The sequence below is a fragment of the Natronosalvus caseinilyticus genome, assembly GCF_017357105.1.
In the GTDB taxonomy this organism is placed as follows: domain Archaea; phylum Halobacteriota; class Halobacteria; order Halobacteriales; family Natrialbaceae; genus Natronosalvus; species Natronosalvus caseinilyticus.
The window spans coordinates 1,214,558-1,238,235 of record NZ_CP071596.1; the positions used below are offsets into that span (position 1 = coordinate 1,214,558).

General features: G+C 66.7%; 21 protein-coding genes. 7 read left to right on the top strand and 14 right to left on the bottom strand.

Translation table 11 applies throughout. The features are described from left to right. Positions 1-20: 20 nt before the first annotated feature. Entirely contained in the window at positions 21-1,145 is a 1,125-nt protein-coding gene (locus tag J1N60_RS05875; protein ID WP_312911452.1) for an archaeosine biosynthesis radical SAM protein RaSEA, read from the bottom strand. A 107-nt stretch (positions 1,146-1,252) separates the two neighbouring features. Then, positions 1,253-1,888 (bottom strand): hypothetical protein, encoded by a 636-nt coding sequence (locus J1N60_RS05880; protein WP_312911454.1) that lies wholly within the window; start codon positions 1,886-1,888, stop codon positions 1,253-1,255. Between the two features lie 137 nt (positions 1,889-2,025). Here J1N60_RS05880 and prf1 point away from each other — a divergent pair, with 137 nt between their 5' ends. Together prf1 and J1N60_RS05890 are read left to right on the top strand one after the other, a co-directional pair. Next, positions 2,026-3,285: a peptide chain release factor aRF-1 gene (gene prf1 / locus J1N60_RS05885; protein WP_312911456.1), complete on the top strand. Its 1,260-nt coding sequence runs from the start codon at positions 2,026-2,028 to the stop codon at positions 3,283-3,285. Between the two features lie 207 nt (positions 3,286-3,492). After that, positions 3,493-4,275, top strand: coding sequence for a helix-turn-helix transcriptional regulator (locus J1N60_RS05890; protein WP_312911458.1), 783 nt, complete (start codon positions 3,493-3,495; stop codon positions 4,273-4,275). Between the two features lie 111 nt (positions 4,276-4,386). Here the strand turns inward: J1N60_RS05890 and J1N60_RS05895 are convergent, their stop codons facing one another. The 4 genes from J1N60_RS05895 to J1N60_RS05910 all read right to left on the bottom strand — a co-directional run bounded on the left by J1N60_RS05895 (position 4,387) and on the right by J1N60_RS05910 (position 7,444). Continuing rightward, positions 4,387-4,773, bottom strand: a complete 387-nt coding sequence (locus J1N60_RS05895) for a DUF6276 family protein (protein ID WP_312911460.1) — start codon at positions 4,771-4,773, stop codon at positions 4,387-4,389. A gap of 41 nt (positions 4,774-4,814) precedes the next feature. Next, complete coding sequence (locus J1N60_RS05900; RefSeq protein ID WP_312911462.1) at positions 4,815-5,531, bottom strand: V-type ATP synthase subunit D; 717 nt, start codon at positions 5,529-5,531, stop codon at positions 4,815-4,817. A gap of 253 nt (positions 5,532-5,784) precedes the next feature. After that, positions 5,785-6,180, bottom strand: a complete 396-nt coding sequence (locus J1N60_RS05905) for an Hsp20/alpha crystallin family protein (RefSeq protein WP_312911464.1) — start codon at positions 6,178-6,180, stop codon at positions 5,785-5,787. A gap of 193 nt (positions 6,181-6,373) precedes the next feature. Continuing rightward, complete coding sequence (locus J1N60_RS05910; RefSeq protein WP_312911466.1) at positions 6,374-7,444, bottom strand: type II glyceraldehyde-3-phosphate dehydrogenase; 1,071 nt, start codon at positions 7,442-7,444, stop codon at positions 6,374-6,376. 326 nt (positions 7,445-7,770) lie between these two features. Between J1N60_RS05910 and gap the strand changes: the two genes are divergently transcribed. Next, a complete protein-coding gene (gap, locus tag J1N60_RS05915; RefSeq protein ID WP_312911468.1) occupies positions 7,771-8,838 on the top strand; it encodes a type I glyceraldehyde-3-phosphate dehydrogenase in 1,068 nt (355 codons plus the stop codon). Positions 8,839-8,926: 88 nt separating this feature from the next. Further along, complete coding sequence (locus tag J1N60_RS05920; RefSeq protein ID WP_312911470.1) at positions 8,927-10,132, top strand: phosphoglycerate kinase; 1,206 nt, start codon at positions 8,927-8,929, stop codon at positions 10,130-10,132. A gap of 141 nt (positions 10,133-10,273) precedes the next feature. Here J1N60_RS05920 and J1N60_RS05925 read toward each other — a convergent pair whose 3' ends face one another. From J1N60_RS05925 to J1N60_RS05955, 7 genes are all read right to left on the bottom strand, one after another. Then, positions 10,274-11,671, bottom strand: coding sequence for a DUF7125 family protein (locus J1N60_RS05925; protein ID WP_312911472.1), 1,398 nt, complete (start codon positions 11,669-11,671; stop codon positions 10,274-10,276). A gap of 84 nt (positions 11,672-11,755) precedes the next feature. Next, positions 11,756-12,349, bottom strand: coding sequence for a DUF7283 family protein (locus tag J1N60_RS05930; RefSeq protein WP_312911474.1), 594 nt, complete (start codon positions 12,347-12,349; stop codon positions 11,756-11,758). 154 nt (positions 12,350-12,503) lie between these two features. After that, a complete protein-coding gene (locus J1N60_RS05935) occupies positions 12,504-14,219 on the bottom strand; it encodes a secretion system protein (RefSeq protein WP_312911476.1) in 1,716 nt (571 codons plus the stop codon). A 2-nt stretch (positions 14,220-14,221) separates the two neighbouring features. After that, positions 14,222-16,168, bottom strand: coding sequence for an ATPase, T2SS/T4P/T4SS family (locus J1N60_RS05940; protein WP_312911478.1), 1,947 nt, complete (start codon positions 16,166-16,168; stop codon positions 14,222-14,224). Positions 16,169-16,199: 31 nt separating this feature from the next. After that, a complete protein-coding gene (locus J1N60_RS05945) occupies positions 16,200-16,661 on the bottom strand; it encodes a DUF7311 family protein (protein ID WP_312911480.1) in 462 nt (153 codons plus the stop codon). Continuing rightward, positions 16,658-17,350 carry a DUF7310 family coiled-coil domain-containing protein gene (locus J1N60_RS05950; RefSeq protein WP_312911482.1) on the bottom strand — a complete coding sequence of 231 codons (693 nt, stop codon included), beginning with the start codon at positions 17,348-17,350 and terminating at the stop codon, positions 16,658-16,660. Before J1N60_RS05950 ends, J1N60_RS05945 begins: the two co-directional genes overlap by 4 nt. Positions 17,351-17,433: 83 nt before the next feature. Beyond that, a complete protein-coding gene (locus J1N60_RS05955) occupies positions 17,434-18,549 on the bottom strand; it encodes an ATP-binding protein (RefSeq protein WP_312911484.1) in 1,116 nt (371 codons plus the stop codon). Positions 18,550-18,635: 86 nt separating this feature from the next. Here J1N60_RS05955 and J1N60_RS05960 point away from each other — a divergent pair, with 86 nt between their 5' ends. Genes J1N60_RS05960 through J1N60_RS05970 form a run of 3 tightly spaced genes read left to right on the top strand, consistent with a single transcriptional unit; the run spans position 18,636 to position 22,429 of the window. After that, positions 18,636-19,862, top strand: coding sequence for a DUF8167 domain-containing protein (locus J1N60_RS05960; protein WP_312911486.1), 1,227 nt, complete (start codon positions 18,636-18,638; stop codon positions 19,860-19,862). Beyond that, on the top strand, positions 19,859-20,986 hold the full coding sequence (locus J1N60_RS05965) for a DUF8167 domain-containing protein (RefSeq protein WP_312911488.1): 1,128 nt from the start codon (positions 19,859-19,861) through the stop codon (positions 20,984-20,986). The genes J1N60_RS05960 and J1N60_RS05965 overlap by 4 nt, the downstream gene beginning before the upstream one ends. 51 nt (positions 20,987-21,037) lie before the next feature. Further along, positions 21,038-22,429 (top strand): signal recognition particle protein Srp54, encoded by a 1,392-nt coding sequence (locus J1N60_RS05970; protein ID WP_312911489.1) that lies wholly within the window; start codon positions 21,038-21,040, stop codon positions 22,427-22,429. 156 nt (positions 22,430-22,585) lie between these two features. Here J1N60_RS05970 and mdh read toward each other — a convergent pair whose 3' ends face one another. Further along, a complete protein-coding gene (mdh, locus tag J1N60_RS05975; protein WP_312911491.1) occupies positions 22,586-23,500 on the bottom strand; it encodes a malate dehydrogenase in 915 nt (304 codons plus the stop codon). Between the last annotated feature and the right edge of the window lie 178 nt (positions 23,501-23,678).

Sequence of the window (23,678 nt, forward strand, 5' to 3'; positions counted from 1 at the left end):
ACTGTCGCTCTACTCTCTCGCTACCGCGTGAGCGGCTGGTTGAACCCCGTTTCGAGGTCGAGGACGGCCTCCCAGGTCGCCTCGCACTCACACGAAACCTGCTCGAACACCGATGGGTCCTGGCGCAGGTCGAAGTCCTTGATCGCCTTCTGGACGAGGTCGTCACACTCCCCGCAGTTGTGGGCGCCGCGGTCGGTGCCGTGGCCGACCGGATCGGAGACGACGATGCCGTCGACGTCCGCGGTCTGCTCGAGGACGGCGGCGACCGACCAGAGCCACGGCGGGCGGTAGCCATCCTGGAAGTAGAGGTCGTCGACCATGGTGTAGCGCTGGACGTTGCAGGGGTTCATCGAGACGGTGTGACAGCCGTCGACGGCCAGGCAGCGTTCGACGGAGGCGACCATGTCCTCGAGAGCCTCCGATTCGGTGAGGAAGGGGGGTTTCATGAGGAGGTAGGCTTTGATGCCGGCGCCGCCGGTGGGTTTCTCGCCGGTCTCAGAGGAGGCGTCACCGGCCCCGTCCGCCGCGACCGCCTCCGCACAGGCCGCCTCGAACGCCTCGAAGTCGAAGTACTTGTTCACGCAATCGCGACGCACGCGGTCGGTCGCCGTCTCGAGGCCGATCGCCACGTCGGTCTGGAGGCCGTACTGCGTGAAGTCGCCGATCTTCTCGCGGTCGACGAAGTCGGGCAGCGACTCGAGGACGATCCGCTCGCGGTCGCCGAAAGTCTCGGCGATGGCCTTCCGGGACTCGGCGCTCACTTCGCGTTCGTCGAGGAACGACCCGGAGGTGTAGATCTTGATCAGGGGTGCTGGCTCGTCGGCCTCGTCGGCTTCGTGATCCAGACAGACCTGGATCTGGTCCATCAGCGCCCCGTGGGGGACCGTCCCGCCGTCGACGCTCTCGGCGACGTAGCCACACATCGTACAGCCGCCGGCACGCGCCCAGCGACAGCCGCCGGTGTTGAGGATGATCGTCAGGCTCTCCCTGACGCCATTGGGCGTGTTGTCCTCGTCGAGCCAGACCCGCGTCGGTTCGTGGGGGTCGTAGCTCTTCTCTTTGCGCGAGCGAACCTCGCGCATCACCTGGTTGTGGGCGTCCATGCCCTTGCCCTGCTCGTAGACCTCGGGCGTCGGCTGGCTCATTACCGGAGGAAGCGTCTCGAGGGGTAAAGCGGCTTCGGGACGTACACAGTAGTTAAAGAGGCCGTTCGCTCGTGGGTGGAGACGTTCGTCACTTCGTGCGGCTGTCGTCACGAATCCGGATTCGAAACCCGGAGCGCGAACCCCCACTCGAGCGAGACGGCTTTGTCCGCGTCCCATCTCGCGTCCGGGTCGTCCCACCCCGAAACGCGCTGGCTCCAGTGGTAGGTTCCGGGCTCGAAGTAGCCTTCGACCTGAAAGTCGTGCCACACCTCGTACTCGGTGACGATCGACTCGCCGGGGTCGTACGCCCGGGGCGGACAGCCCTGAGTGGTGAACGTTCGCCCTTCGTCTGCATCGCGGTCCTCGACCCACCTGCCATCGACCCGCTCGAGGTGGTCGATGTGTCTGTAGAGCCACAGCCCCTCGGGGTCGTCGCTTCCGCCTCTCGATCGGTTGAACAGACTACACCCGGCTTCGCCCACGGAGAGCGCCCGTTCGTCGCCCTCGTTCGTCGTCCGCACCTCGAGACGTGCCGATTGATCTTCCGTTACCGTCTCCTCGAGTAGCGTCACATCGATCGAGAACCCGTACTCGTCGGGAATCGACTCCTGTTCGACCAGCGCGAGTTCGCGCTCGGTGTTCTTTGCTCGGGCGCTCGAGGTCGATCCAATCTCGCCGAGACAGCCGGCGGCTCCGGCGACGAGGGCGGCGGCGGATCCGGTGAGGAGGGCACGGCGGTGCATACCTGTAGTGACAATACGCCTGAACGTAATCCTTCGGGTGGTGCTGCTTGCTTCAGGTGGCGGCGCCGATGGCCGGTGACACCGCGTCCCACGACGTGTCAAAGGGTACTTACCTGCGGCTCCGTTCTAGAGAGACAATGAGTCAGGAGGGAGAGCAGGCCAGTTCCGACCGGAAGAAGTACGAGTTCCGGAAGGTCATCGAGGACCTCGACAACTACGAGGGGTCGGGAACCCAGCTCGTAACGATCTACGTCCCCGAGGACCGCCAGGTCAGCGACGTCGTCGCCCACGTCACCCAGGAACACAGCGAGGCGGCGAACATCAAGTCCAAGCAGACCCGGACGAACGTCCAGGACGCCCTCAAGAGCATCAAGGACCGGCTCCGCTACTACGACACTTACCCGCCCGAGAACGGCATGGTGCTGTTCTCGGGCGCCGTCGACTCCGGCGGTGGCCAGACCGAGATGATCACGCGCGTCCTCGAGAGTCCGCCCGACCCGGTCGAGTCCTTTCGCTACCACTGCGACTCGAACTTCCTGACCGACCCACTCGAGTACATGCTCGAGGACCACGGCCTCTACGGGCTGATCGTCCTGGACCGCCGGGAGGCCAACGTCGGCTGGCTGAAGGGCAAGCGCATCGAACCCGTCAAGTCCGCCTCCTCGCTCGTCCCCGGCAAGCAGCGGAAAGGTGGCCAGTCCGCCCAGCGATTCGCCCGCCTCCGTCTCGAGGCCATCGATAACTTCTACCAGGAGGTCGCGGGGATGGCCAACGACCTGTTCGTCCCGAAGCGTCACGAACTCGACGGCGTCTTGGTCGGCGGCCCCTCCCCGACGAAAGACGAGTTCCTCGACGGCGACTACCTCCATCACGAGATTCAGGACGCGGTCTTAGGGAAGTTCGACGTCTCCTACACCGACGAGTCCGGCCTGAAGGACCTGGTCGACAACGCCGAGGACGCCCTGGCCGACGCCGAGGTGATGAAGGACAAGAAGCACATGGAGCGCTTCTTCAAGGAACTCCACAGCGGGGAACTCGCCACCTACGGATTCGACCAGACTCGACGCAACCTCGTGATGGGCTCAGTGGAGACCCTCCTGATCAGCGAGGACCTCCGCAAGGACGTCGTCACCTTCGACTGCGAGGCCTGTGGCAACACCGACTACGACCTGATCGACCGCCGGAAGGCCACGCCGTCCCACGAGTGCAGCGAGTGTGGCACCGCGGTCGAGGCCACGGACGAAGACCGCGAGGACGCCATCGAGCACCTCATCACGATCGCCGAACAGCGCGGCACCGAGACCAAGTTCATCTCGAGTGACTTCGAGAAGGGCGAACAGCTCTACAACGCCTTCGGCGGTATTGCGGGCATTCTCCGGTACGATACGGGCATCTAGGCGGTTCAGGCATTTCCCTCTAGACGGCTACTGCGATCTGACCTTCCTGTCGATTCCTCGAGTGGCGGTAGCTCTCTCGACCCCGTGTCCAGTTGGAACGACGAATCACGAGTTTCGAATCACGAGGTGCAAGGCTCGAGTCGTGAATCGCACGTCGTGAACGACCGAGAGACTTTTTACCGCGAGTAGAGGAGTCGATGACGAACGATGACCGCACCGTCGCCCGCCGACCCGCTCGAGATGGTGTCCCGCCGTCACTCACTGCTGGCAGCGCTCGAGACGGGGCCGCGGGTGAAAGGCGACCTCCTCGACGCCGTCGACTGCTCGTCGTCGACGCTCGACCGCGCCATCCGCGAACTCGAGACCTCCTACTTCCTCGAGCGTCGCGACGGGTCGGTACGGTTGACCACTGCGGGTCGACTCGCCCTCGAGGAGTACCGGCGGAGCCAGCGAGCCCTCGAATCCATCACGGCGGCCAGTCACGTCCTGCAGTTCGCCCCGCCCGACGCGCCGCTGTCGATGGCGGTTCTGGAGGGGGCGACGCTCCACGAACCCAGTTCGCACGCGCCGAACGCGCCAGTCGAACGGATCGCCGACTGCATGCGAGACGCGGACCGGGTCTGGGCACTCGGCGCCACCGAACGCACGCCACAGTTCCGTCGCATCATCGCCGAGCAAACGGCCGACGGCGACCTCGCGGTCGAGGTCGTTTTGACGGACGACCTCATATCGTTTCTCCTCGAGACCTCCACTGATGCCCTCGAGCGCTTCCTCGAGGTGGATGCGTTCGAAGCGGCGACGGTCGAGGAGATTCCGTACGGACTGGCGGTCCTCGAGCTGCCGGCGAAGACGTACACGTTCGTCACTCTCACGAATGAGGGCAACGTCCAGGGAGTTATCGAGAACGACTCGCGGGCGGCCTACGAGTGGGGGCGCGAGGTGTTTCGACAGATTCGCTCTGCGGCGACAGCGCTGCAGCCGCCGGAGTAGACTGCGCGTGAGTTACAGAACCGAGTGGCGTCGCTCGAGTAGCCCTGTAGCCATTATAGCCTCAACCCCTGTAGTCCCTGAGCCCCGTGGCTCACAGCGCCGATCGCTCAATCAGTAGAGTAGCTGTTCGAGTTGATGGCGCCGGCGCTCGAGGTCGACCGCTGGCTCGACCGACGGCTCGGCGAGCACCCGATCGATGGCCAGCAGTGGGTCGGCCCCGTGGCGCTCGACCGCCTCGAGGGCGCCCTCGAGTTTCGTGCGGTTCGTCGCCAGCGAGTCACAGAGTCCGATCGCGAGCGCCAGTGCGATTCCTGCGTCACCTGACGGAAATGAAACACTCACGCGCGAGAAGTCGGGATCGCCCGCCCCGGAGGTGGCGGGTTCGACGCGAAGGCAGTGCGGACAGATTGCCGCCGCGTCAGCCTCCTCGGGAGCGTAGGCTCGAAGCGAGGACGAAACCGCGAAGGCAATCGGGTCGACGTCACAGGAGCAGTTCATCGAGATAAATGCGTGTCGACGGTCTTCGGGACGATACCGAGTCAGTTGGTTCCGGGAACGCCGCTCGCGGTCGCGGGTTCGTGTTCCTCGGCGTCACGCGGAGTACCGACGAGTTCCTTCTCTTCGTCTTCCTCTGCCTCTTTCTTCTCCTTGATCTTCTTGAGCCGGAAAATCTCCTCGCGTTCTTGCTCCTCGAGTTTCTGCTCGATGTACTCCTTGTTCTCGTAGAGGTCGGGCAGGAGTTTGAACTCGAGGGCGTTGACGCGCCGTTTGGTGGTCTCGATCTCCCGCAGCATCTTCTTCATCGCCGTCTCGACCTCGGCGGCGAGGATGATGCTCTGGAGGAGGTCCTCGTAGGCTTCGGCGGCCTCGTCGATGCGCGCGGAGGTGCCCATGATCCCGTAGCCACGCTGGTCGAGACTCTTCGTGACCTTCGAGGACTCGATCTGGGGGACGACGACGCCCATGATGTTCTTCGACTCGGTCGTGATCTCGGGGTGTTCCTGCAGGGCGGCGGCCGCGCCGCGAACGGCGACGTCGCCTTCCATCGCACGCGCCATGTTGATCGTCTTCTGGGCGCGCTCGTAGTCCTCCGAGAGTTCGCCCCGGACGTCCTGGGCCTGGTCCAGGATGTCCATGAACTCCATGATCAGCCCGTCGCGTTTCTTCTCGAGCGTCCCGTGCCCGCGCTCGGAGAGGTCGATGCGATCCTCGATCTGCATCAACTCCTTCCGGGTGGGTTTGACGTCCTTGGCCATCTTGTGGGTGGGTTGCGCGCGCAGTCGGATAACTGTTTACAGTTGCAGCCAACAGCCAGACGGTCGTTGCGTGTCTGTGTGATCGTCCTCGACGGGTGCCGGTGGCTGTGGTGACCGCTGGCGGCCGCTGGTGGCCGCTGATAATCGTCGGTAACCGTCGGTGACTGCTGGTAGGAGTCAAGGAACTGGAGGACACTGATCGCACAGAGGCGAGGAAAAAACCGACTGTGTACCGAGACCGCTTTCGATACCGCTACTCGAGGCTGATGTCCGAGGACTGCTCGGCGGGCTCGAAGACGACCTCGAGCACCCCGTTGTTGTAGGTCGCGGAGGCGGTGTGTTCGTTGACCCGGCGAGGAAGGGAGACGCGTTCGTCGTACTCGCGGTGATCGCTCCGGGCGGAGATCGTGAGCGTCTTGCCGTCGCACTCGAGTTCGATGTTCCCCTTTTCGACGCCTGGGAGGTCGGCGATGACGCGGACTTCCTCCTCGGTGTCGTGGACGTCGACGTGGGTGTCGGCGCCGAAGCCAGCGTCGGTGTCCGTCCGTGACTCGAAGCCGACGTCACCGCCGGCCATCATGTCGTTCATCATCCGTTCAATCTCCCGAAAGAGGTCGTCAAAGGGTTCGTCGCGGTCGTCTCGGCGCATGAGGAACTCTAGAAGTGGCAGGTGCAAAAAGGTATTCCTCGAGGCGAGATCCTGAGAACGGGATCGACGTGCTCGAGTGAGGGCGACTTTGCTGGCGCTGGCGACTCGGTGTGAAACGGAGTGGTGGAGGATGGAACGTGGTTGGTAGTCTCGCCAGCGGTCAGTCGTTGATCATCAGTCGTCGGTTCAGCCGTCAGTCGTCGGCCGTCTGCGTATCGAGTCGCTTCACCGGTCGGTCGCGGAGGCCTCCGAAGCCGATGCCGAGCGTCTCGTTCGTCAGCGACCGGCTTTCGGGACCCGAAAGGTGACCGGAGATTGCACGCAGGGCGTCGACGTTCTCGGGGACGACGTCGGACTCCTGGTGGATCGCCTGCATGCAGTAGAGGTCCGGGCCCTGGAGCGTGACCGACTCCTCCCAGATGCAGTTCTCCCAGATGTCGCCGCGGGGTCGACCGGCGTCGGCCGCCATGTCCTTGAGCGTCCCGGCGCCGTCGATGCGGGCGTACTCGGGGACCATGATGGTTCGCTCTTGCGCTGCGAGCAGGTCGCGTACGTCGTCTTCGCTCGCAGGCGGGTTCTCGAGGGTGACGTTGATGGCGTGAACGTGCATCATTGTCGTCGGCACCTTCAGGCCGATGGTGTCGATGTCGAGTTTGGGGAAGAGCGTCTGCACGTCGGGACCGTGGTGGGAGGGGATAGAGACGGGGTCGGGGACGGCGTCGTTGATCGGGCCGCGTCCGGTCTGGTTGGGGTCGCCGCCGCGTCGAACAAGCGTTGCCCGTACCTTCTCGATGCCGTAGGCCTCCTCGAGCGGGGCGACGAGCCGGGAGAGTCCGGTCGTGTTACAGGAGACAACGCGGACGTAGTCGGCGTCTTCGGCCTCGTCGTAGTTCACGCGGGCGTTGAAGCTCACTTCGGCGACGGTGGCGTCTTCGCCGCCCTGGAAGATCGCGGGCGTGTCGTGGCGCTCGTAGAGCGAGCGGTTTTCGGCACCGATCCCGGAGGGCGTTGCGTCGACGACGACGTCGCTTTCCGCGACGAGTTCGTCGACCGTGCCGGCGACGTCGACGCCGATCTCGCGGAACTCCTCGATCCGCGTTTCGTCGACCACGTAGAGGGGGTAGCCGGCCTCGACGGCGCCGATGGCGACGTAGTCCGGGCTGACCTTGGCGACGCCACAGAGTTCCATGTCGGGTTGCGCCGAGACGGCGTCCGCGACGCGTTTCCCGATGGTTCCATATCCGTTGATTCCGACGCGGAGCATACGAGGTCCACTCCACCGGCGACGGGTATAATTGTTTCGGACAGACTGATAGATGTTAACTCGTAATTGAGTACTCTGGAGGATAATCGGCAGACTGCATCGGGTTGGTAATGGGGCACACGGCCGAACACATATCTTTTAATTTTTTCATAAACGGGGTTTAGTGGGTCCTATATCGACCTCAGTACGTCAGTCTCGTTCGACAGACCGTTCGAACATCTCTAGTGTTAATTACGGTCTGCCTGTTAGTATCGGATCCAGGGTACGTCGGACGCTGTCCAGAGCCAGGGCAACTACTTTAACCCTGGACAGCTTAGTACTCAGATATGAGTGAACATTCATTCGCCGAAGACACTTCCACGGAGGGCGTCGTTCGCGTCGGCCTCAACGGATTCGGTCGCATCGGCCGGAACGTCTTGCGCGCGTCCCTCGAGTACGACGGGATCGAGATCGTCGCGATCAACGACGTGATGGACAACGACGACATGGAGTACCTGCTCCGGTACGACTCCGTCCACGGCCGCCTCGACGACGTCGAGCGCGACGGTGACACCCTGTTCGTCGGCGGCCAGGAAATCCGCCTGCTCAACGAGCGCGACCCTTCCGAGTTGCCGTGGGCGGAGTTCGACGTCGACGTCGCCTTCGAGGCGACCGGCCTGTTTCGCTCCCACGACGACGCTGCCATGCACCTCGAGGCCGGCGCCGACAAGGTCATCATCTCCGCGCCGCCGAAGGGCGAGAAGGACGTCTCGATGTTCGTTTACGGCGTCAACCACGACGAGTACGAGGGCGAGGACATCCTCTCGAACGCCTCCTGTACCACGAACAGCGTCGCCCCCGTCGCCAAGGTGCTCGACGAGGAGTTCGGCATCGCCTCGGGACTGCTCACCACGGTCCATGCCTACACCGGCACCCAGTCGCTCGTCGACGGTCCCGAATCGAAGCGCCGCCGCGGTCGCGCCGCCGCCGAGAACATCATCCCCACGACGACCGGCGCCGCCATCGCCACCACCGAAGTCCTCCCCGAACTCAAGGGGAAACTCGACGGCATGGCCATGCGCGTCCCCGTCCCCAACGGCTCAATCACCGATCTGACGGTCGACCTCGAGGCCGACGTCACGAAAGACGACCTCGAGGCCGCAATCCGCGAGGCCGCCGACGGCGAGCTCGCCGGCGTACTCGGCTACACCGACGAGGAGATCGTCTCCCGGGACATCGTCGGCCTTCCCTTCTCGTCGTACGTCGACCTCGAGTCCGCGATGGTGCTCGAGGACGGCCTCGTGAAGATCCTCACGTGGTACGACAACGAACACGGCTTCTCGAACCGCATGCTCGACCTCGCGACGTACGTGATCGCCGAGGACGAAGCCGAGGCGGAAGCCCCGACGCAGTAGTCACGCTCGAGTTGTCGTTCGCGACGGACCGGACGAAACACCTGACACATCCGTCCCTTTTAAGCGATCGCGCGACGCGCGTACGGATATGTTCGACACCATCGACGATCTCGAGTCCGGCCAGCGACTGCTCGTCCGCGTCGACCTCAACGCGCCCGTCGAGGACGGCCGCGCCCAGGACAATCGCCGGTTCGCTCGCCACGCCGACTCGATTCGCGCGTTGCTCGAGCACGGTCACGCCGTCGCCGTCATGGCTCACCAGGGCCGACCCGGTCGGGACACGTTCATCTCGCTCGAAAGCCACGCCGAGATCCTCGCCGACCACCTCGACCGACCCGTCGAGTTCGTCGCTGACACCTACGGCGAGGTGGCGCTCGAGGCCATCGACGACCTCGAGGCCGACGACGTCCTGGTGCTCGAGAACGTCCGCATGTGCGAGGACGAACTCCCCGAGAAGGAGCCCGAGGAACACGCCGAGAGCGAGTTCGTACGAACCCTCGCCCCGCACTTCGACGCCTACGTCAACGACGCCTACTCGGCGGCCCACCGCGCCCACGCCTCCCTCGTCGGCTTCCCGCTCGTGATGGACGCCTACGCGGGGCCGGTGATGGACGCCGAGTACACCGCCAACTCCGCCATCCAGGACCGCGAGTTCGACGGTCCCGTCACTATGGTGCTCGGTGGCACCAAGGCCGAGGACCTCATCCCGGTCATCGAGCAGGTCGACGAGACGGTCGACCGCTTCTGCCTAGGCGGAATCGTCGGTGAGCTCTTCCTCCGGGCCGCGGACCACGACGTGGGCTACGACGTCGACGGCACCGAGTTCTTCGACCACCAGTGGGACGATCAGGCCGACACCATCGAGCGCATCCTCGAGACCTACGGCGACCGCCTGACTCTCGCGACGGACCTCGCCTACGAGGGCGACGACGGCGACCGCGCGGAAACCGACGTCGAAGGTCTCGAGAAGGACACCTCTTACCTCGACGTTGGCAGCGACACCGCCGACGCGTACGCCGACCTCGTCCGGGACTCCGAGGCGGTCTTCGTGAAGGGTGCACTGGGCGTCTTCGAGGACGAGCGCTTCGCGGACGGCACCGTCGAGGTCCTCCGTGCCATCGCCGAAACCGACTGCTTCTCGGTCGTCGGCGGCGGCGACACTTCACGGGCCATCGAAATGTACGGGCTCGACGAGGCCGACTTCTCGCACGTCTCCATCGCCGGCGGCGCCTACGTTCGGGCGCTCACGGGTGACACGCTGGCCGGCGTCGAGGTGCTCGAGCGGGAAGCCTGATTCTGCACTCCGACCGAGGACACCGCTTGTACCGATACATACCGTTTGCACCCGACCAGCACCGCCTGGACTCGCCGATACCGACTGGACTCGACCGACGACACCGGCACCGCTCGAGCTACCGGGTCACCCGTCCCCAATTCAGTCGGACTCGAGGGGCTCACCCTCGTTTCCAGCCGCCGTCAGCTCCTCGAGCGACCCCCGTTTACCGGTGGTGGATTCGGGGATCGTACGCCCGAAGCGACACTTGCTGACCCGTAGCCGCGGATCGCTTCCTACGGCACCACCACGATTCGGCGACGGGACCTCGAGCACCACGTCTGATACCTGTACCGTCAGCCGCCGGTTCCGTGGCTCGTGGCCGTCACGCAGACCGTACAGGACGACCACGCTCTCTGTCTCGACCACTCGTTCGAAAACCGACGAGAGGAACTCGCGGTAGGACCGTCGACCCGCCCGCTCGAGGGCGTCCACGACGTCGACGATCACCGTCGCCCCCTCCGGTAGTTTCTCCAGCAACTCGAGGACCCGGTCCAGGTCGTCCTCGACTTCGACGCGCTCGCCCGCGAGTGATCGAATCGTCGGCGTTCCGGTCCGACGAGGCGCCGCCTGGATCGCCCGCTCGAGTTGTGCCTTCGAGCGATCGGTTGCGAGGTACAGCGTGCCGCGAACGGCCGTAACCCCGTAGAGGAGGTGTTCGACCTGACTCGCGGGCGGTGCCGTCAACGTCACGATCGATCCGGCCGGAACGCCACCGCCGAGCGCACGGTCGACCGCGTCGACGCCGATCGGTAATCGACCACGGTCGGCGTTTCCGAACGTGGCCAGACCGGACCGCTCGAGTCGCTCGACGACGTGGTCGAAGGCGTCGGTAGCCGCGTCCACCGTCAGCGGTGAGGGCTCTTCCACCTCGGGAACCGCTCCGAGCGCTTCGACGCCGAGACGGGCCTCGAGCCCCGACGGAACGGCGTCACACCGGGTGCAGACGACGCCCAGGATCGGGACGTCGAGTCGGCGAGCGACGTCGACGGTCGTCTCCGCCGCGACGACGCTTCGCTCGGTCCCCGTCGTCACTACGACGACGCCGTCGGCCGCCGACAGCGGATCGACCAGTTCGGGGCCGGCCCCCGACGGACAGTCGACGAACACCGTTCCCGACCCGTCGCCGTCCAGGCGGCCGATCGCTACCTCGAGGTCGACGGCCGCGTCCGTTGGCGGTGCCGAGACGATGCCGACGTTTCCCGCGCGCGGGCTTCGCTGGGCGACGGCGAATGGGGCTGCACTCGCGTCTCCATCCACACCCACACCCACATCTGGCCTCGCATCTGCATCCCCACCTGGGTCCTCCTCGTCGGCACAGACGGCCTCGAGCGTCGGCGTTCGATCGGTTCCCGCCATCACGTGCAGGTTCGGAAGCTGCCTGTCGGCGTCGACGGCGAGGGCGGTCGCCCCCGTCCGCCCCACCGCCTCGGCTAGCCCGAGGGTCGTCGTCGTCTTTCCACAGCCACCCTTCACGCCGGCGATCGCAACGATCGTCATGCCGGGGTTGGCCGCGTCATGGGTCTTGAATGTGCGGACGACGGTCGGGGCCACCGGTGGAACCACGGGCGCCTCGAGGGCGGCTCACGCAGCCACCAGCACGACGTAGAACTCCCCGCTGGAGTCATCGTACCGAACCCCCCGCCACTCCGAGGTCACCGTCTCAGGCCCGTCGATCGGACCGACCGAGACCCGATCGAGAATCTCGAGCAGCCGCGAGTCCAGCGTGACTCGTCTCACGACCACGTCCCCGGTCGTTGGCCGCCACTCCGGCGGCGCGCTGGCGGCAACGTCGACGGCTTCGAGGAAGCGGTACTCGGGCGGGACGTACGGCGAACCGTACTCGGCTTCGTACGCCGTCCCGTAGGTGACGTTCTCGAGACTTCGGACGCCGCTCGCGGGAACCACCGTGCCGAACGACACCGTCGCGTGGCTCGTTCCGTGCTGGTTTCGCAACGCGATCGTTCGCGCGGTCACTCGAACCTCGTCGCCGTCGTGGGCGTACGAACCGCTCGCCTGGTAGGGACTCGCGGCGACTTGATCGATCGCGTTCGCCACGCCGTTCGCGTCCGGCGCCGGCCCGGTCGGAACGGCGAGTGCCACGCCGGCGATCGCGAAGCTCACGAGTGCGACGGCCATCCAGACGTACCAGGCGTCGAGGGGTGCATCCCAGTCCATGCCGGCGTTCGTTCCCTCTTCGTATGTAAACGCATTCACGGCTGCGACGGGCGCGTGTTCTTCGAGCCATCCGCCGAGTCACTCGCTCGAGGCACCCGTTTCTCGAGACGTCTGCTCGAGTCGCCCGTTCGAAGCATTCGCTCGAGACACTGGATCAGTGAATCACCGTTCCAACCAGCCAGACCGTCGCGACGTACACCGGCGTGGCGATCACGAGCGATCGGCCCGCGTAGTACCCGATCAGCGCCCGGTCGAGACCGTGGCGGAGCGCCAGCGACAGCGGCGTCAACACGAGACAGAGCGTCAGGACGTAGACGCCGATGACGACGCCCAGGTCCTCGACTGCCAGCATCGACTCGGCCAGGTCGTCGCCCTCGAGGACGTGCTCGGCCATCAATCCGGCCAGCGCGACCGTCGACCCGGCGACCAGCGGTCCGAAGAACGAGGCCGTGTTCTCGAGGGTGCCCGTCACCGCCGCCAGCTGGCGACGGGTCTCCCGCTCGAGTTCCTGGAGTTCCTCGAGGTGGTCGGCCATCGCGACGACCGCACGTCCGGCGGGGCGACCTTCCTCGGCGGCGATGGCGAGCAGGCGCGCCATGCTCCGGGCTCGAGGGCTGGGAATCGCTCGGAGAGCGCCGTACTCGCCGAGAAATGACTCCTCGACCGAGACCTGTAACCGATGCTGGACGCCCGCCGCACGCTCGAACACGTCACCGGTTTCGGCCGGAACCCGGTCGGCGGCGAGCGCAACCGCGGACTCCACGGCGTGGCCGTCCGACACCTGTCGACCGACGAGGTAGAGGGCGTCCACGAGGTGCGCTTCGACGTCGCGGACGTGGTTTCGGACGGCCAGGATCGGGTGGAAGAGCGCGAGGAGTGTGACGCCGCCGCCGACGCCGAGTCCGGCTATCGGGGCGAGATACGACGGACCGAACAGGGAAGTGGCGACGAACGCCACCGTCCCGGCGGCGACGCCCCAGGTGACTCGAAGCCACAGCCGATCCGGGACGCCCGGGTGGTCGGGCGGCACCGTCGGCGGCGGGAACGCGACCGGCCGTCGCGTGAGCAACCAGACGCTCGCCGCGAGGAGGCCGACGGGGAGCAACAAGTTGTAGACCGCGACGAACGGCCAGATGGTCACGGCGTAGCCGACGATGGCCGCGGCGGGGACGAGCGCGACCAGCGCCAGCGGGAGCAAGACGCCGAACGCGTACAGCGCGGTCGTCGGGCCACGGATCGCGCTCGTGAACTCGGCCATCTGCTCGCGCGTTCCGGTCAGGATGGCGGTGAGTGCCCGGTCGAGGGTCCGTCCGCGCTCGCCATCGGGCGCGTCCTGGGCCGTCGCGAGCAGGTACGCCGACCGTCGAAGCGCCGGAAACCGCGTCGTCCACTCCTCGGCGAACGTCAGCAGTCCCGACCGGGGATGCCCGCTGGCTCGAGCGACGTGTCTCGACAGGCTGACCGAGAGCGGCCCGCGTCCGGTGTCGGCGGCGAAGCGAACGGCGCTCTCGACAGAGGGTTGGATCTGCATGCGAAGGACGGCTCGACCGATCAGCGACGGTGTCCCCCCGAGCGCCTCCGTCCGCGCGATGGCGGCGCGAACGGCCGGCGCCGTGTGCACCCCGTGGACAACGCTCAGCGCCGCAGCGAGTATCACGACCGGGACCGCGAACGTGCGGAGCGGCGTGAGGAACAACGCGAGGAGAACGCAGGCGGTGACCACGCCAGCGACGTAGCCCGCCCGAACGACGGTCTCCGGACTGTGCGGTGACTCGAGAAACGACAGCGCGTCAGCCAGGTCGTCGCCGTAGGTGACGGGGTACGGATACCACCGCGCGAGCGCGACGACAAGTGCGTCGAGTCGCCCCATCGCTACGGCCTCGAGCGGCGTGCGTGCAGTCGGTCCGTCGCGTACGCGGCCGTGACGTCCGCGGGAGTCGTCCGTCCTTCGGCGGCGAGCGTTCGCAGCCGTCGCGTTCGCTCGTCGATCGCCGCCCGGACGTCGGCGTAGGTTTCGGTCGGTCCGGCGAGTCGGTCGACGAGGTGGCTCTCGCCGCGGTCGATGCGGCCGGTCGCTCGCGCCTGCTCGCCGTCGAGTTCGTAGAGCGGTTCGAACCGCGCCTCCATCCCGGAACCGACGACCTCTTCGATGCGGGCGAGGCGACGACGTTTCCCCGACGGCGTCCGGTAGGCCTGGACTGTGACGACCAGATCCGTCGCGCCGAACGAGGAGGGCTCGACGCCGAGGTCGGAGACGACGCGCTCGTAGACGTCCGCCGCGCCGTCACCGTGGATAGTCCCGAGTACGGCGTTCGCGTTCGCCCCGACGCGCATCGCCTCGTACAGCACGCGGGCCTCCTCGCCGCGAATCTCGCCGACGACGAGCGCCCCGTCGCCGAGACGAAGCGCGGTCCGGAGCGCCGCCGCGGGGGTGATCTCGGGTCCGTCTCCCCGGCCCGTTCGAAGCGCCTGGACGTCCCGGTCGACCGACTGGAGGGACCGAACCGGCAGTTCGGGCGTGTCCTCGATCACGACCGTCCGCGTGTCGGGGGTCAGTTCGTACAGCAACGTTCCCAGCAGCGTCGTCTTCCCCGCGCCTCGAGTGCCAGCGATCAACGCCGCCGCGTTGCGTTCGACGGCGACCGAGAGAAACGCCGCCACCTCCGGGGTCACGGTCCCGTTCTCGACGAGTCCCGGAACGGTGAACCGATCGTCGGCCCGCTCGCGGAACGCGAACGCGACGCCCCGGGACACCGGTTCGTTCACGCCGGCGATGCGGACGCCAACGCCGTTCTCGAGGTCGACGGTGGCGTCGACTGTCGGGTTCGCCCTCGAGAAGGCCCGTCCGCTCGTGCGCCGAACGCGCGAGGCGAGGGCCGCAGCCCCCGCTGGCACGAGCGAGAGGTTCGTCGCCATGGCCTCCCCATCACAGACGATCCGCAGGGGGTTCTCCTCGACCGGTGACGTGACGTACACGTCGCTGATCCGGGAATCCGCGAACAGGTCCTCGAGCACGCCGTAGCCGGCGGTGTGCTTCTCGAGAATCGACACCAGGAGCGGATCGGCGGCGCCCGCAGAACACCGCTCGATCGCGCGCTCGGGAGCGCGGTCACCGTCGACGGTCCCCTCGGCGATGGCCTTGTAGCTCTCGACGAGGAGGGCCATTGCTGGGGCGGAGAGGGTCGTTTCGACCACTTCGAGGGCGTACAGGGGAACGCTGTCGGCTCGCTCGTAGATTCGCGCCTCGCTTCCGGTCTCGAGAGATCGGACGTCCCGTAGCCGGCACCCGTCGCCGAGCGTCGGGTCGACGGCGTAGTGGCCGAACGAGACGCCCACCGACGGAGCGAACCCGCCTTCGTACGTGTCGACGTTCCGTGCCGACTCGAGCAATCCGGAACTCACGCCGAGTTCGGCGACCGGTCCAGTGCGGGTTCGGAGCTCGTCCGTGACAGCCAGCGGATCCGTTCGCGCGGTTTCGGCGAGGCGGTGGTCTCGCGCATCGGCGGCTCGAGCGAATCGACCGGCTCCCGACAGCAACGCCGAAACCGCCGATCCGTACCGATAGACGTTCCCGCCGGAGTGGACGACCACCGAGGCGGCCGCTCGCGTCTCGAGGTGCTCGATCACCGTACGCCGACACGCGGGGGAACTCGCGAGTCTGCCGTCGCAGTCGCAGTCGGTGGCGTCGGCGGTGAGCGTGTCGCCGTCGAACGCGGGCGAGCACCGACAGCCCCCGGTCGCCGTTTCGTTGGATTCACCGGCCGAACCGAAACCGACTGCCTCGAGCGCGGTCTCGAGTACCGACCCGTCCCGTGTCATACCGGCGGTTGCCGCGCCTTCCGACTTAAACTCACACACGGGTGGCGACGACGACCGGCTGTCCGCAGTCGTCGGTCTCGAGCGTCAGCCGAAGGGTTCGCTCGCCGGTCCCCTGGAGTCTCACCGGGCGACTCGAGTCAGCCGCGTCGGCGACGATCGGGACGTCGATGACATGTGTCCGCATCGCCCGATCCTCGAATCGGTACCGGGCCACGCTCGAGTCCCGGTCCAGTCGCTCGATTTCGAACGCCGACAACGGATGTGCCGTCGCCGCGTCCGGCGGAAGCGCGACCGTGACTGTTCGTTGCGGTGGCGGGTGTCCTGGTGGCGGGACTTCTTCCTCGCGTGCGAGCGAATTCGCTGCCTCGGCGAGATCGGTCAGCGCAGCCCTGGCGTGTCGGTCGGTGTTCTCGGCGGCTGCGTGCTCGAGCGCGGGCACTGCCATCGCCAGCAGGGCGACGGCGAGCAACGCGGCCAGGACGACGCGGATCACGGGAGTCGGGCTGCGAGGCGCTCGAGAACGGTCGACGGCTTCGAACTCGAGTTGCCGTCCTGCTCGCCTCCGTTTCCGTTTCCGTTTTCGTCTTCGCGTTCGCGTCCGCCTCCGTACTCGTCCCCCCTGTCAACCGTCCCGTCTGCCTGCGTGGTCGATTCCACATCAGTACCGTCGCCCTCGAATATCGCCGCGACGGTTCGGTCGGCCGCCGACGGGTCGCTGAGTCCGTCACCCGTTTCGCTCGCGTTGGTCGACCGAGGAGCGCCGCGGGAATCGGGAACGCCCGTTCGTTCCTCGGGTCCACTTCCTCTTTCGCCCGCGGGCGCCGCGCTAACGGAAACACGCCCCTCGACTGGCTGGTCAAGTTCCGGCGGCGACGCCTCGAGGCGCGTCTCGAACTCGTCCAGTCGCCGTTCGAGCCGGTCGACGGCCGCCAGTGCGGCGTTCGCCCGTCGTTCGACGTCGTCGTTGACGTGGCGGACGTTGTCGACGAACCCGCTCGTCGCTTGCATCGAGCCCTCGACCTCGGCGATCCGCCGGTCGTGGGCCTCGAGTCGGGCTTCGAACTGCGTGACGTCCTCGTCGAGTGCGGCGACTTCGGCGATGTCGTCGAACGGCCGTTCGTCCTCGAGCAACACCCGTTCCACACCGGCCAGTCGTCGCTCGAGTCGCTCGGTGTCGGTCATGCCGCCGTTGGTCCGGGTATCGTACTTAAACTCTTGGCCTCGAAACGACTCACCGTCAATAATATAAACGGTGTAGTTGAATACTATAAAATTTGTACTATATCGCTCGCGCGAGGACTGTCCCCGCCGTGGGGCGTCTCCCGACGACGAACCTGTGCGACGTGTATCGTCTCCGTCGCGTCGTCAATCACGACGACCTCTCCCGGTCGCTCGGGTAGCCGATCGGCCAGCGGTCCGCTCACGTACGCCGGCCGGGCCGTCTCGAGCGCCTCGAGGTCGGCCCTCGCCGTCAGTCGATGGGAGACGACGATGTCGGACTGGGAGATGCCCACGGCAGGAACGGCGCTCGGGCGCTGGGTGGCCGCCACGAGACTGACGCCGGGGGCTCGACCGCGTGTGAGGATGGTTTCGAGAGCGGGCCGGGCGACGCCGTCGAAGAACGTGTGGGCCTCGTCGAGCAGCAGCCAGGGCAAGCGATCGATCGCGCCGTCGACCCGGGCCCGGTAGAGCGCCTCGGCGACGCCCCTGGCCACGGCGTTCATCGGCGCGTCGGCCAGCCCGGAGACGTCGAGAACGGTCGCGTCCGGTCCCGCCAGATCAGCGGCAGTGAGTCCATCTGGATCGAAGACGCCCCAGGCGTCGGCGAGTTCGAGGTGGTTGCTCGCTGCCCGCTTGTCGGCCCGCGGCGCGTCCGCGGCTTCGATCCGCTCGGCCATCGCCTCGAGCGTCGACTCACGCTGGGCCGCTCGCCAGAGGAGGCTGCCGGCGCCGCTTTCGGGCGAGAGGCCGACGAGGGCACACCAGGATTTCGGGTTCAGCGACGACGGATCGACGGTTGGCCGGTCGACGACGGTGGCCGGAACGGGCGCACCGTCTGCGGGGTCCGCGAGCGATCCGAAGACGCCCATCGGGTCGACGACCACTGGCGAGACGCCGCGAGCGCGGGCGAGTTCCTCGGCGACGACCCCGAGCGTATAGGACTTGCCGTAGCCGCGTTTGCCGACGATGGACACCGCGTGCGGCCCGTCGAGGTCCAGGAAGAGTGCCGCGCCGGCGCTCCCGTCGCGGGCGCGGTACGTGCCGAAGTTCGCGGTCGGCCGGCTGCCAGTATCGTCGTCGCTATTGTCGCCATTGTCGCCATCGTCGCCGTGGTTGCCGTCACCGTGGTTGCCGTCGCCGCGTCCGATCACGAACGTCACGGCTCGTTGTGGGCTCGCTCTGCGATATAAACGTTCGCCTGCTGGCCGCCGAGAGTATAAGTCGGATGGCGCGGCAAACGGCGGCTATGTCGCTTCCAGTCGACGCCCTCGCGGGTCTCGCCTACGGTCTGTTGATCGGACTCGCCGTCACCCCCGCCTTCACGGTGGTCGCTGCTTGCTACCGGTTTGCGTTCGACGGCACACCCCCGCGAGCGGTAATCGCCGTAACCGCTTTCCTCGCTACGCTCGCCGTCTCCTGGCACCTGGACCTCCTCGAGACGGTCGGTGGTGGCGGTTTCAGACTCGTCCTCTCGACGACCGTCGTCGTGGTACTGGGAGTCTACGCCACGACCGTCGCCGACCGATTCGCGGCGACGGTTCCGCGATGGACGACCCGCTCGCTCGTCCGCGAACCGACGCTCTCGAGCGACGCCCTCGACGACGTCGACGCAACGGGGCAGGTTACCGTCACCGCGACGGACATCGCCGACCTCGAGGGCTACCCACCGCTCGACCGCCAGCGACGCCGCCGACTCGAGGCTGGTTCCTGGCGACTACCGGCGGATCTGCCGCTTCCGGCGCTCGAGTCGCGCCTCGAGGACCGGTTGCGGACGGTCCACGAACTGGCGGCCGTTCGCGTTTCGATCGACGCTCGCGGCCGAGCGTCCATCGGTGCAGCTTCGCCCAGAAACGGCGTCTCGAATCGGCTTCGACCGGGGTTTCGTGCCGTCTCTCTCACGGCCCGCGTCCCGGACGGACTCGCAGCGGGCGACCGGGTGCGCGTCGAGACGGAATCGGCGTCCGTGCCCGGCACGGTCGTCGACGTACCCTGCCTCGACGAAGGACTCGAATCGACGCGCGCGACGGCGTCCGATGGCGTCGCCAGCGTGACGGTTGCCGTTCGGACGAGCGACGCCGGTGACGTCCTCGCGACAGACCGGGCGCGTCTCGTCGTCGTCCCGGACGGACGCTCCCGGGTGTTCGAAACCTGGTCGCTCCTGGAGCGAGCGGGAACGGGCGCTCGACGGGTGGCCCTCGACGCCGACTTGCTCGCCGAACTCGAGGCCGCGAACGACGTCAGGCCGTTCGCGGCACGTCTCGAGGGCGACGACGGTGTGATGTGGCAGTTCGAGCCCGACTACTCGGCTCTCGTACCGGGCGACGAGGCGTTCGTCGTGGGCGACGAACGCCGGGTGAACGCGCTCTCCCCGTCGGCGTCCTCGGCGGTCGATGCGGACGATCACCGGTCTCGACAGTACGGTAGGAACGAATCGAACCCACCGGCCGGGGTTCTCGCGGAGGCGGTCCAGTGACATACGTCCTCCCCTCGAGCGCGCCGCTCGCACTGGTCTCCCAGTGGACGCACACTGCGGTGCTGTCCGTCCTCGGGTTCGCTGCCCTGGCTGGCGTCGTGGCGATGGGTGCCGCGTTCGTCACTCGCTGGGCGACGGGCCGGGCGCTGTCGACGGGTGTGGCTATCGTCGCAGGTTCGACCGTCCCGGCGTCCGTCCTCCTCGTCCAGGCGGTCGTCCGCGGTGCGTTCGTCGAGCCAGCACCGCTGGCCGGGTACGCGAGTAGCAGCTACTTACTCGGCGTGTTCGCGGGCACCCTACTCGCCACCGCCGGCGGTCGGTCCGTCGGCGACCACCTCGCCTGCGCGGTGTTCGAAGTCCGGCGAGTCGAGGGCGATAGTATCGCGGCGGGACTCGTTCGCTCGGCGGGAGTGGCCGTCTCGCTGACGCTTCCCAACGTGATCAGCGACCTCGAGGGGTACCGAACAGTCGCCGAGGGGACCAGACGGCGGCTGGCTGGTCGACGACTGATCGTTCCTCGCGGCCTCTCGGAATCGGCGCTCGAGCGACGACTTCGCGACCGACTCGAGGCGGATTTCGACGTCGATCGAACAGTACTCGAGATGGGACCGCACGGGTCGATCGAGTCGCTTGCCGTCGGTCGTCTCCATCCGGGACGAAGTCCGACGGTTCCGCCGGGGATGGAGGCGGTCGCAATCGACAGCGACGTTCCCGCCGCGGCGAGCGACGGCGACCCGCTCGAGGTCCGGGACGAGGACGGTCACCTCGTCGCGACGGGCGTCCTGTGCGGGGTCGACGGCCCGACCGCGACGGTCCTCGTCGAGGCCGGTGTGACGGCGGATCTCGAGGACGAGCACCGCTACCGGCTCGCGATCCGGGCTGCGGCGCCCGACGACGGACGAGAACTGGTTCGACGGATCCAGCGTGCATCGGAGACAATTTCGACGCGAACGGTCGAGATCGGGGACGACCTCGAGGGTGAGTTCGTCGAGTGGGTTCCGGGAACCGTCCTGGTGATCGAACGCGACGGCGACCTCCACCCGTTCCCGGCGGGGCGCGAACCGATTCGAGCGGGCGACCGGATTCACGCCTTCGGTGCGCCCGAGGAACTGGCGGCGCCCTGACTGCGGTCAACGGACAAGGCTTTAACCGCATCGTCGCCTATCGGCATGCAAATGGTACTCGACGATCTCGGAAGTTCCCTCCGAGGCACCCTCGACAAACTCCGCGGCAAGTCGCGCATCTCCGAGGAGGACGTCGAGGAGGTCGTCAAGGAGATTCAGCGGTCGCTGCTGTCGGCCGACGTCGACGTCTCCCTGGTGATGGAGCTCTCGGACAACATCAAGACCCGCGCGCTCGAGGAGGAGCCACCCGCGGGGACGCCCGCTCGCGACTTCGTCCTCCGCATCGTCTACGAGGAACTGGTCGATCTCATCGGCGAGTCGACCGACCTCCCGCTCGAGGAACAGACCATCCTGCTGGCCGGTCTCCAGGGGTCGGGGAAGACGACCACGTCCGCGAAGATGGCGTGGTGGTTCTCGACGAAGGGGCTCCGGCCCGCCGTGATCCAGACCGACACGTTCCGGCCCGGTGCCTACGAGCAGGCCAAAGAGATGTGCCGGCGCGCGGAAGTCGACTTCTACGGCGACCCGGACGGCGACAACCCGGTCCAGATCGCCCGCGACGGCCTCGAGGCGACGAGCGAGGCCGACGTCCACATCGTCGACACGGCGGGTCGCCACGCGCTCGAAGACGATCTGATCGACGAGATCGAGGACATCGAGGACGTGGTCGACCCCGACGTCGGCCTGCTGGTGCTCGACGCGGCGATCGGTCAGGGCGCGAAAGACCAGGCCCAGCAGTTCGACGAGTCCGTGGGCATCGATGGCGTCGTCATCACCAAACTCGACGGGACGGCGAAGGGTGGTGGCGCGCTGACGGCGGTCGATCAGACCGACTCCTCCATCGCTTTCCTCGGGACTGGCGAGGAGGTCCAGGACATCGAACGCTTCGAGCCCAACGGGTTCATCTCCCGACTGCTGGGGATGGGCGACCTCGCCCAGCTCGCCGAGCGCGTCGAGCGCGCGATGGAGCACACCGGCGAGGAGGAAGACGACTGGGACCCCGAGGACATGCTCCAGGGGCAGTTCACCCTCAACGACATGCAAAAGCAGATGGAGGCGATGAACAACATGGGCCCCCTCGATCAGGTGCTGGACATGATTCCCGGCTTCGGCGGCGGGATCAAGGACCAGTTGCCCGACGACGCGATGGACGTCACCCAGGACCGAATGCGGACCTTCGAGGTCATCATGGATTCGATGACCGACGCCGAGAAGGAGTATCCGCGGGCGATTGGGGCTGACCAGATTCGCCGGATCGCTCGTGGTTCCGGGACCTCGGAGGAGAGCGTTCGGGAACTCCTCCAGCAGTTCAAGATGATGGAACGCACCCTCAAACAGTTCCAGGGAATGGGCTCAGATAAGGAGATGCAGCGGATGATGCAGCAGATGCAACAGCAAGGCGGCGGTGGCATGGGCGGAATGGGTGGCGGCGGCCCGTTCTGAGACGTCAGTCGCGGCTTCCCGAAGACGTCTAGGTCGACTTTCGCCGAGACGCTGACCGTTCCCTTCTTTCGCTCCTCGAGTCGGCTTCACTCCTGTCGCTACCGGCTATCGTGTCCAAACCCGAGGTTCGCCGTCAGAACGCGACTCGAGCCCGCTTCAGGCGATTTTCTCGTACTGATCGGTAAGCTTCTCGGCGGCCTCGCCCAGCTGTTCGCGCTCGTAGGCCGAGAGGTCCCACTCGACGATCTCCTCGACGCCGTTCGAGCCGAGCTTCGCGGGGACGCCGAAGGCGGTGTCTTCGTGGCCGAACTCGCCCTCGAGGACGACGCTGGCGGGCAGCACTTCGCCGGTGTCACGGAGGACGGCCTCGACCATGTGGGCGACGCCGGTGGCGGGGCCCCACTCGGTGGCGCCTTTCTTCTCGATGACGTTCATCGCGGAGGTCTGGAGTTCGTTCAGGATCTCCTTCTTTTCGTCGTCCGAGAACGAGCGATCCTCGCCGTCGACGCGCACTTTCGAGAACACGGGAACCTGCGCGTCGCCGTGTTCGCCGAGAATCGTCGCCTCGACGTTCTGGACGGGGACGTCGTAGCGCTGGGAGAGGACGTACCGGAACCGGGCGGAGTCGAGGCGGCCGCCGAAGCCGATCACCTGTTCCCGACTTCGATCACCCGTCTCGTAGAGGTGCCGGTTCAGCAGGTCGACCGGGTTCGAGGTGGTGATCGTCACGAAGTCGTCGTTGTGCTCGGCGAGCGAGGAGCCGATGTCCTCCATGATCGGGGCGTTGTCCCCCGCGAGGTCGATTCGGGTCTGGCCCGGCTGGCGCGGAATGCCGGCCGTGATGACGACGACGTCCGACCCTGCGGTGTCCTCGTAACTACCCTGGCGGACGACCGTGTTCGAGTCGTAGGCGGCGCCGTGATTGACGTCGGCCGCCTGGCCGATCGTGTCGTCTTCCTTGTCCGGAATGTCGACGAAGATGAGTTCGTCAGTGACTCCGCGCAATGCGATGTTGTAGCCCGCCGCGGCCCCGACGGTACCGGCCGCGCCGACCACGCTCACTTTTGTCATACCACGTTCCTCGTCACCTGCCAGGGCGTTAAATCCGTCGGAAAACGGGATTCGAGCGGAGCGTCGAGCGATCGGACGGACCGCCCGTGGTCGGCCGTCGGGGATGACCGCGGTGGCGGTGTTGTCGCGCTCGAGTCACCCGTCCCGACGGGAACCGAACCACCCTTGCACGCTCGAG

What these genes read in the sequence shown, in the direction of transcription:
- J1N60_RS05890 (WP_312911458.1), top strand. Translation starts at nt 3,493, where the DNA reads ATGACCGCACCGTCGCCCGCCGACCCGCTCGAGATGGTGTCCCGCCGT.
- J1N60_RS05875 (WP_312911452.1), bottom strand. Translation starts at nt 1,145, where the DNA reads ATGAGCCAGCCGACGCCCGAGGTCTACGAGCAGGGCAAGGGCATGGAC.
- J1N60_RS05950 (WP_312911482.1), bottom strand. Translation starts at nt 17,350, where the DNA reads ATGACCGACACCGAGCGACTCGAGCGACGACTGGCCGGTGTGGAACGG.
- J1N60_RS05940 (WP_312911478.1), bottom strand. Translation starts at nt 16,168, where the DNA reads ATGACACGGGACGGGTCGGTACTCGAGACCGCGCTCGAGGCAGTCGGT.
- J1N60_RS05900 (WP_312911462.1), bottom strand. Translation starts at nt 5,531, where the DNA reads ATGGCCAAGGACGTCAAACCCACCCGGAAGGAGTTGATGCAGATCGAG.
- J1N60_RS05910 (WP_312911466.1), bottom strand. Translation starts at nt 7,444, where the DNA reads ATGCTCCGCGTCGGAATCAACGGATATGGAACCATCGGGAAACGCGTC.
- gap (WP_312911468.1), top strand. Translation starts at nt 7,771, where the DNA reads ATGAGTGAACATTCATTCGCCGAAGACACTTCCACGGAGGGCGTCGTT.
- J1N60_RS05905 (WP_312911464.1), bottom strand. Translation starts at nt 6,180, where the DNA reads ATGCGCCGAGACGACCGCGACGAACCCTTTGACGACCTCTTTCGGGAG.
- prf1 (WP_312911456.1), top strand. Translation starts at nt 2,026, where the DNA reads ATGAGTCAGGAGGGAGAGCAGGCCAGTTCCGACCGGAAGAAGTACGAG.
- J1N60_RS05920 (WP_312911470.1), top strand. Translation starts at nt 8,927, where the DNA reads ATGTTCGACACCATCGACGATCTCGAGTCCGGCCAGCGACTGCTCGTC.
- mdh (WP_312911491.1), bottom strand. Translation starts at nt 23,500, where the DNA reads ATGACAAAAGTGAGCGTGGTCGGCGCGGCCGGTACCGTCGGGGCCGCG.
- J1N60_RS05970 (WP_312911489.1), top strand. Translation starts at nt 21,038, where the DNA reads ATGGTACTCGACGATCTCGGAAGTTCCCTCCGAGGCACCCTCGACAAA.
- J1N60_RS05960 (WP_312911486.1), top strand. Translation starts at nt 18,636, where the DNA reads ATGTCGCTTCCAGTCGACGCCCTCGCGGGTCTCGCCTACGGTCTGTTG.
- J1N60_RS05895 (WP_312911460.1), bottom strand. Translation starts at nt 4,773, where the DNA reads ATGAACTGCTCCTGTGACGTCGACCCGATTGCCTTCGCGGTTTCGTCC.
- J1N60_RS05880 (WP_312911454.1), bottom strand. Translation starts at nt 1,888, where the DNA reads ATGCACCGCCGTGCCCTCCTCACCGGATCCGCCGCCGCCCTCGTCGCC.
- J1N60_RS05935 (WP_312911476.1), bottom strand. Translation starts at nt 14,219, where the DNA reads ATGGGGCGACTCGACGCACTTGTCGTCGCGCTCGCGCGGTGGTATCCG.
- J1N60_RS05925 (WP_312911472.1), bottom strand. Translation starts at nt 11,671, where the DNA reads ATGACGATCGTTGCGATCGCCGGCGTGAAGGGTGGCTGTGGAAAGACG.
- J1N60_RS05930 (WP_312911474.1), bottom strand. Translation starts at nt 12,349, where the DNA reads ATGGACTGGGATGCACCCCTCGACGCCTGGTACGTCTGGATGGCCGTC.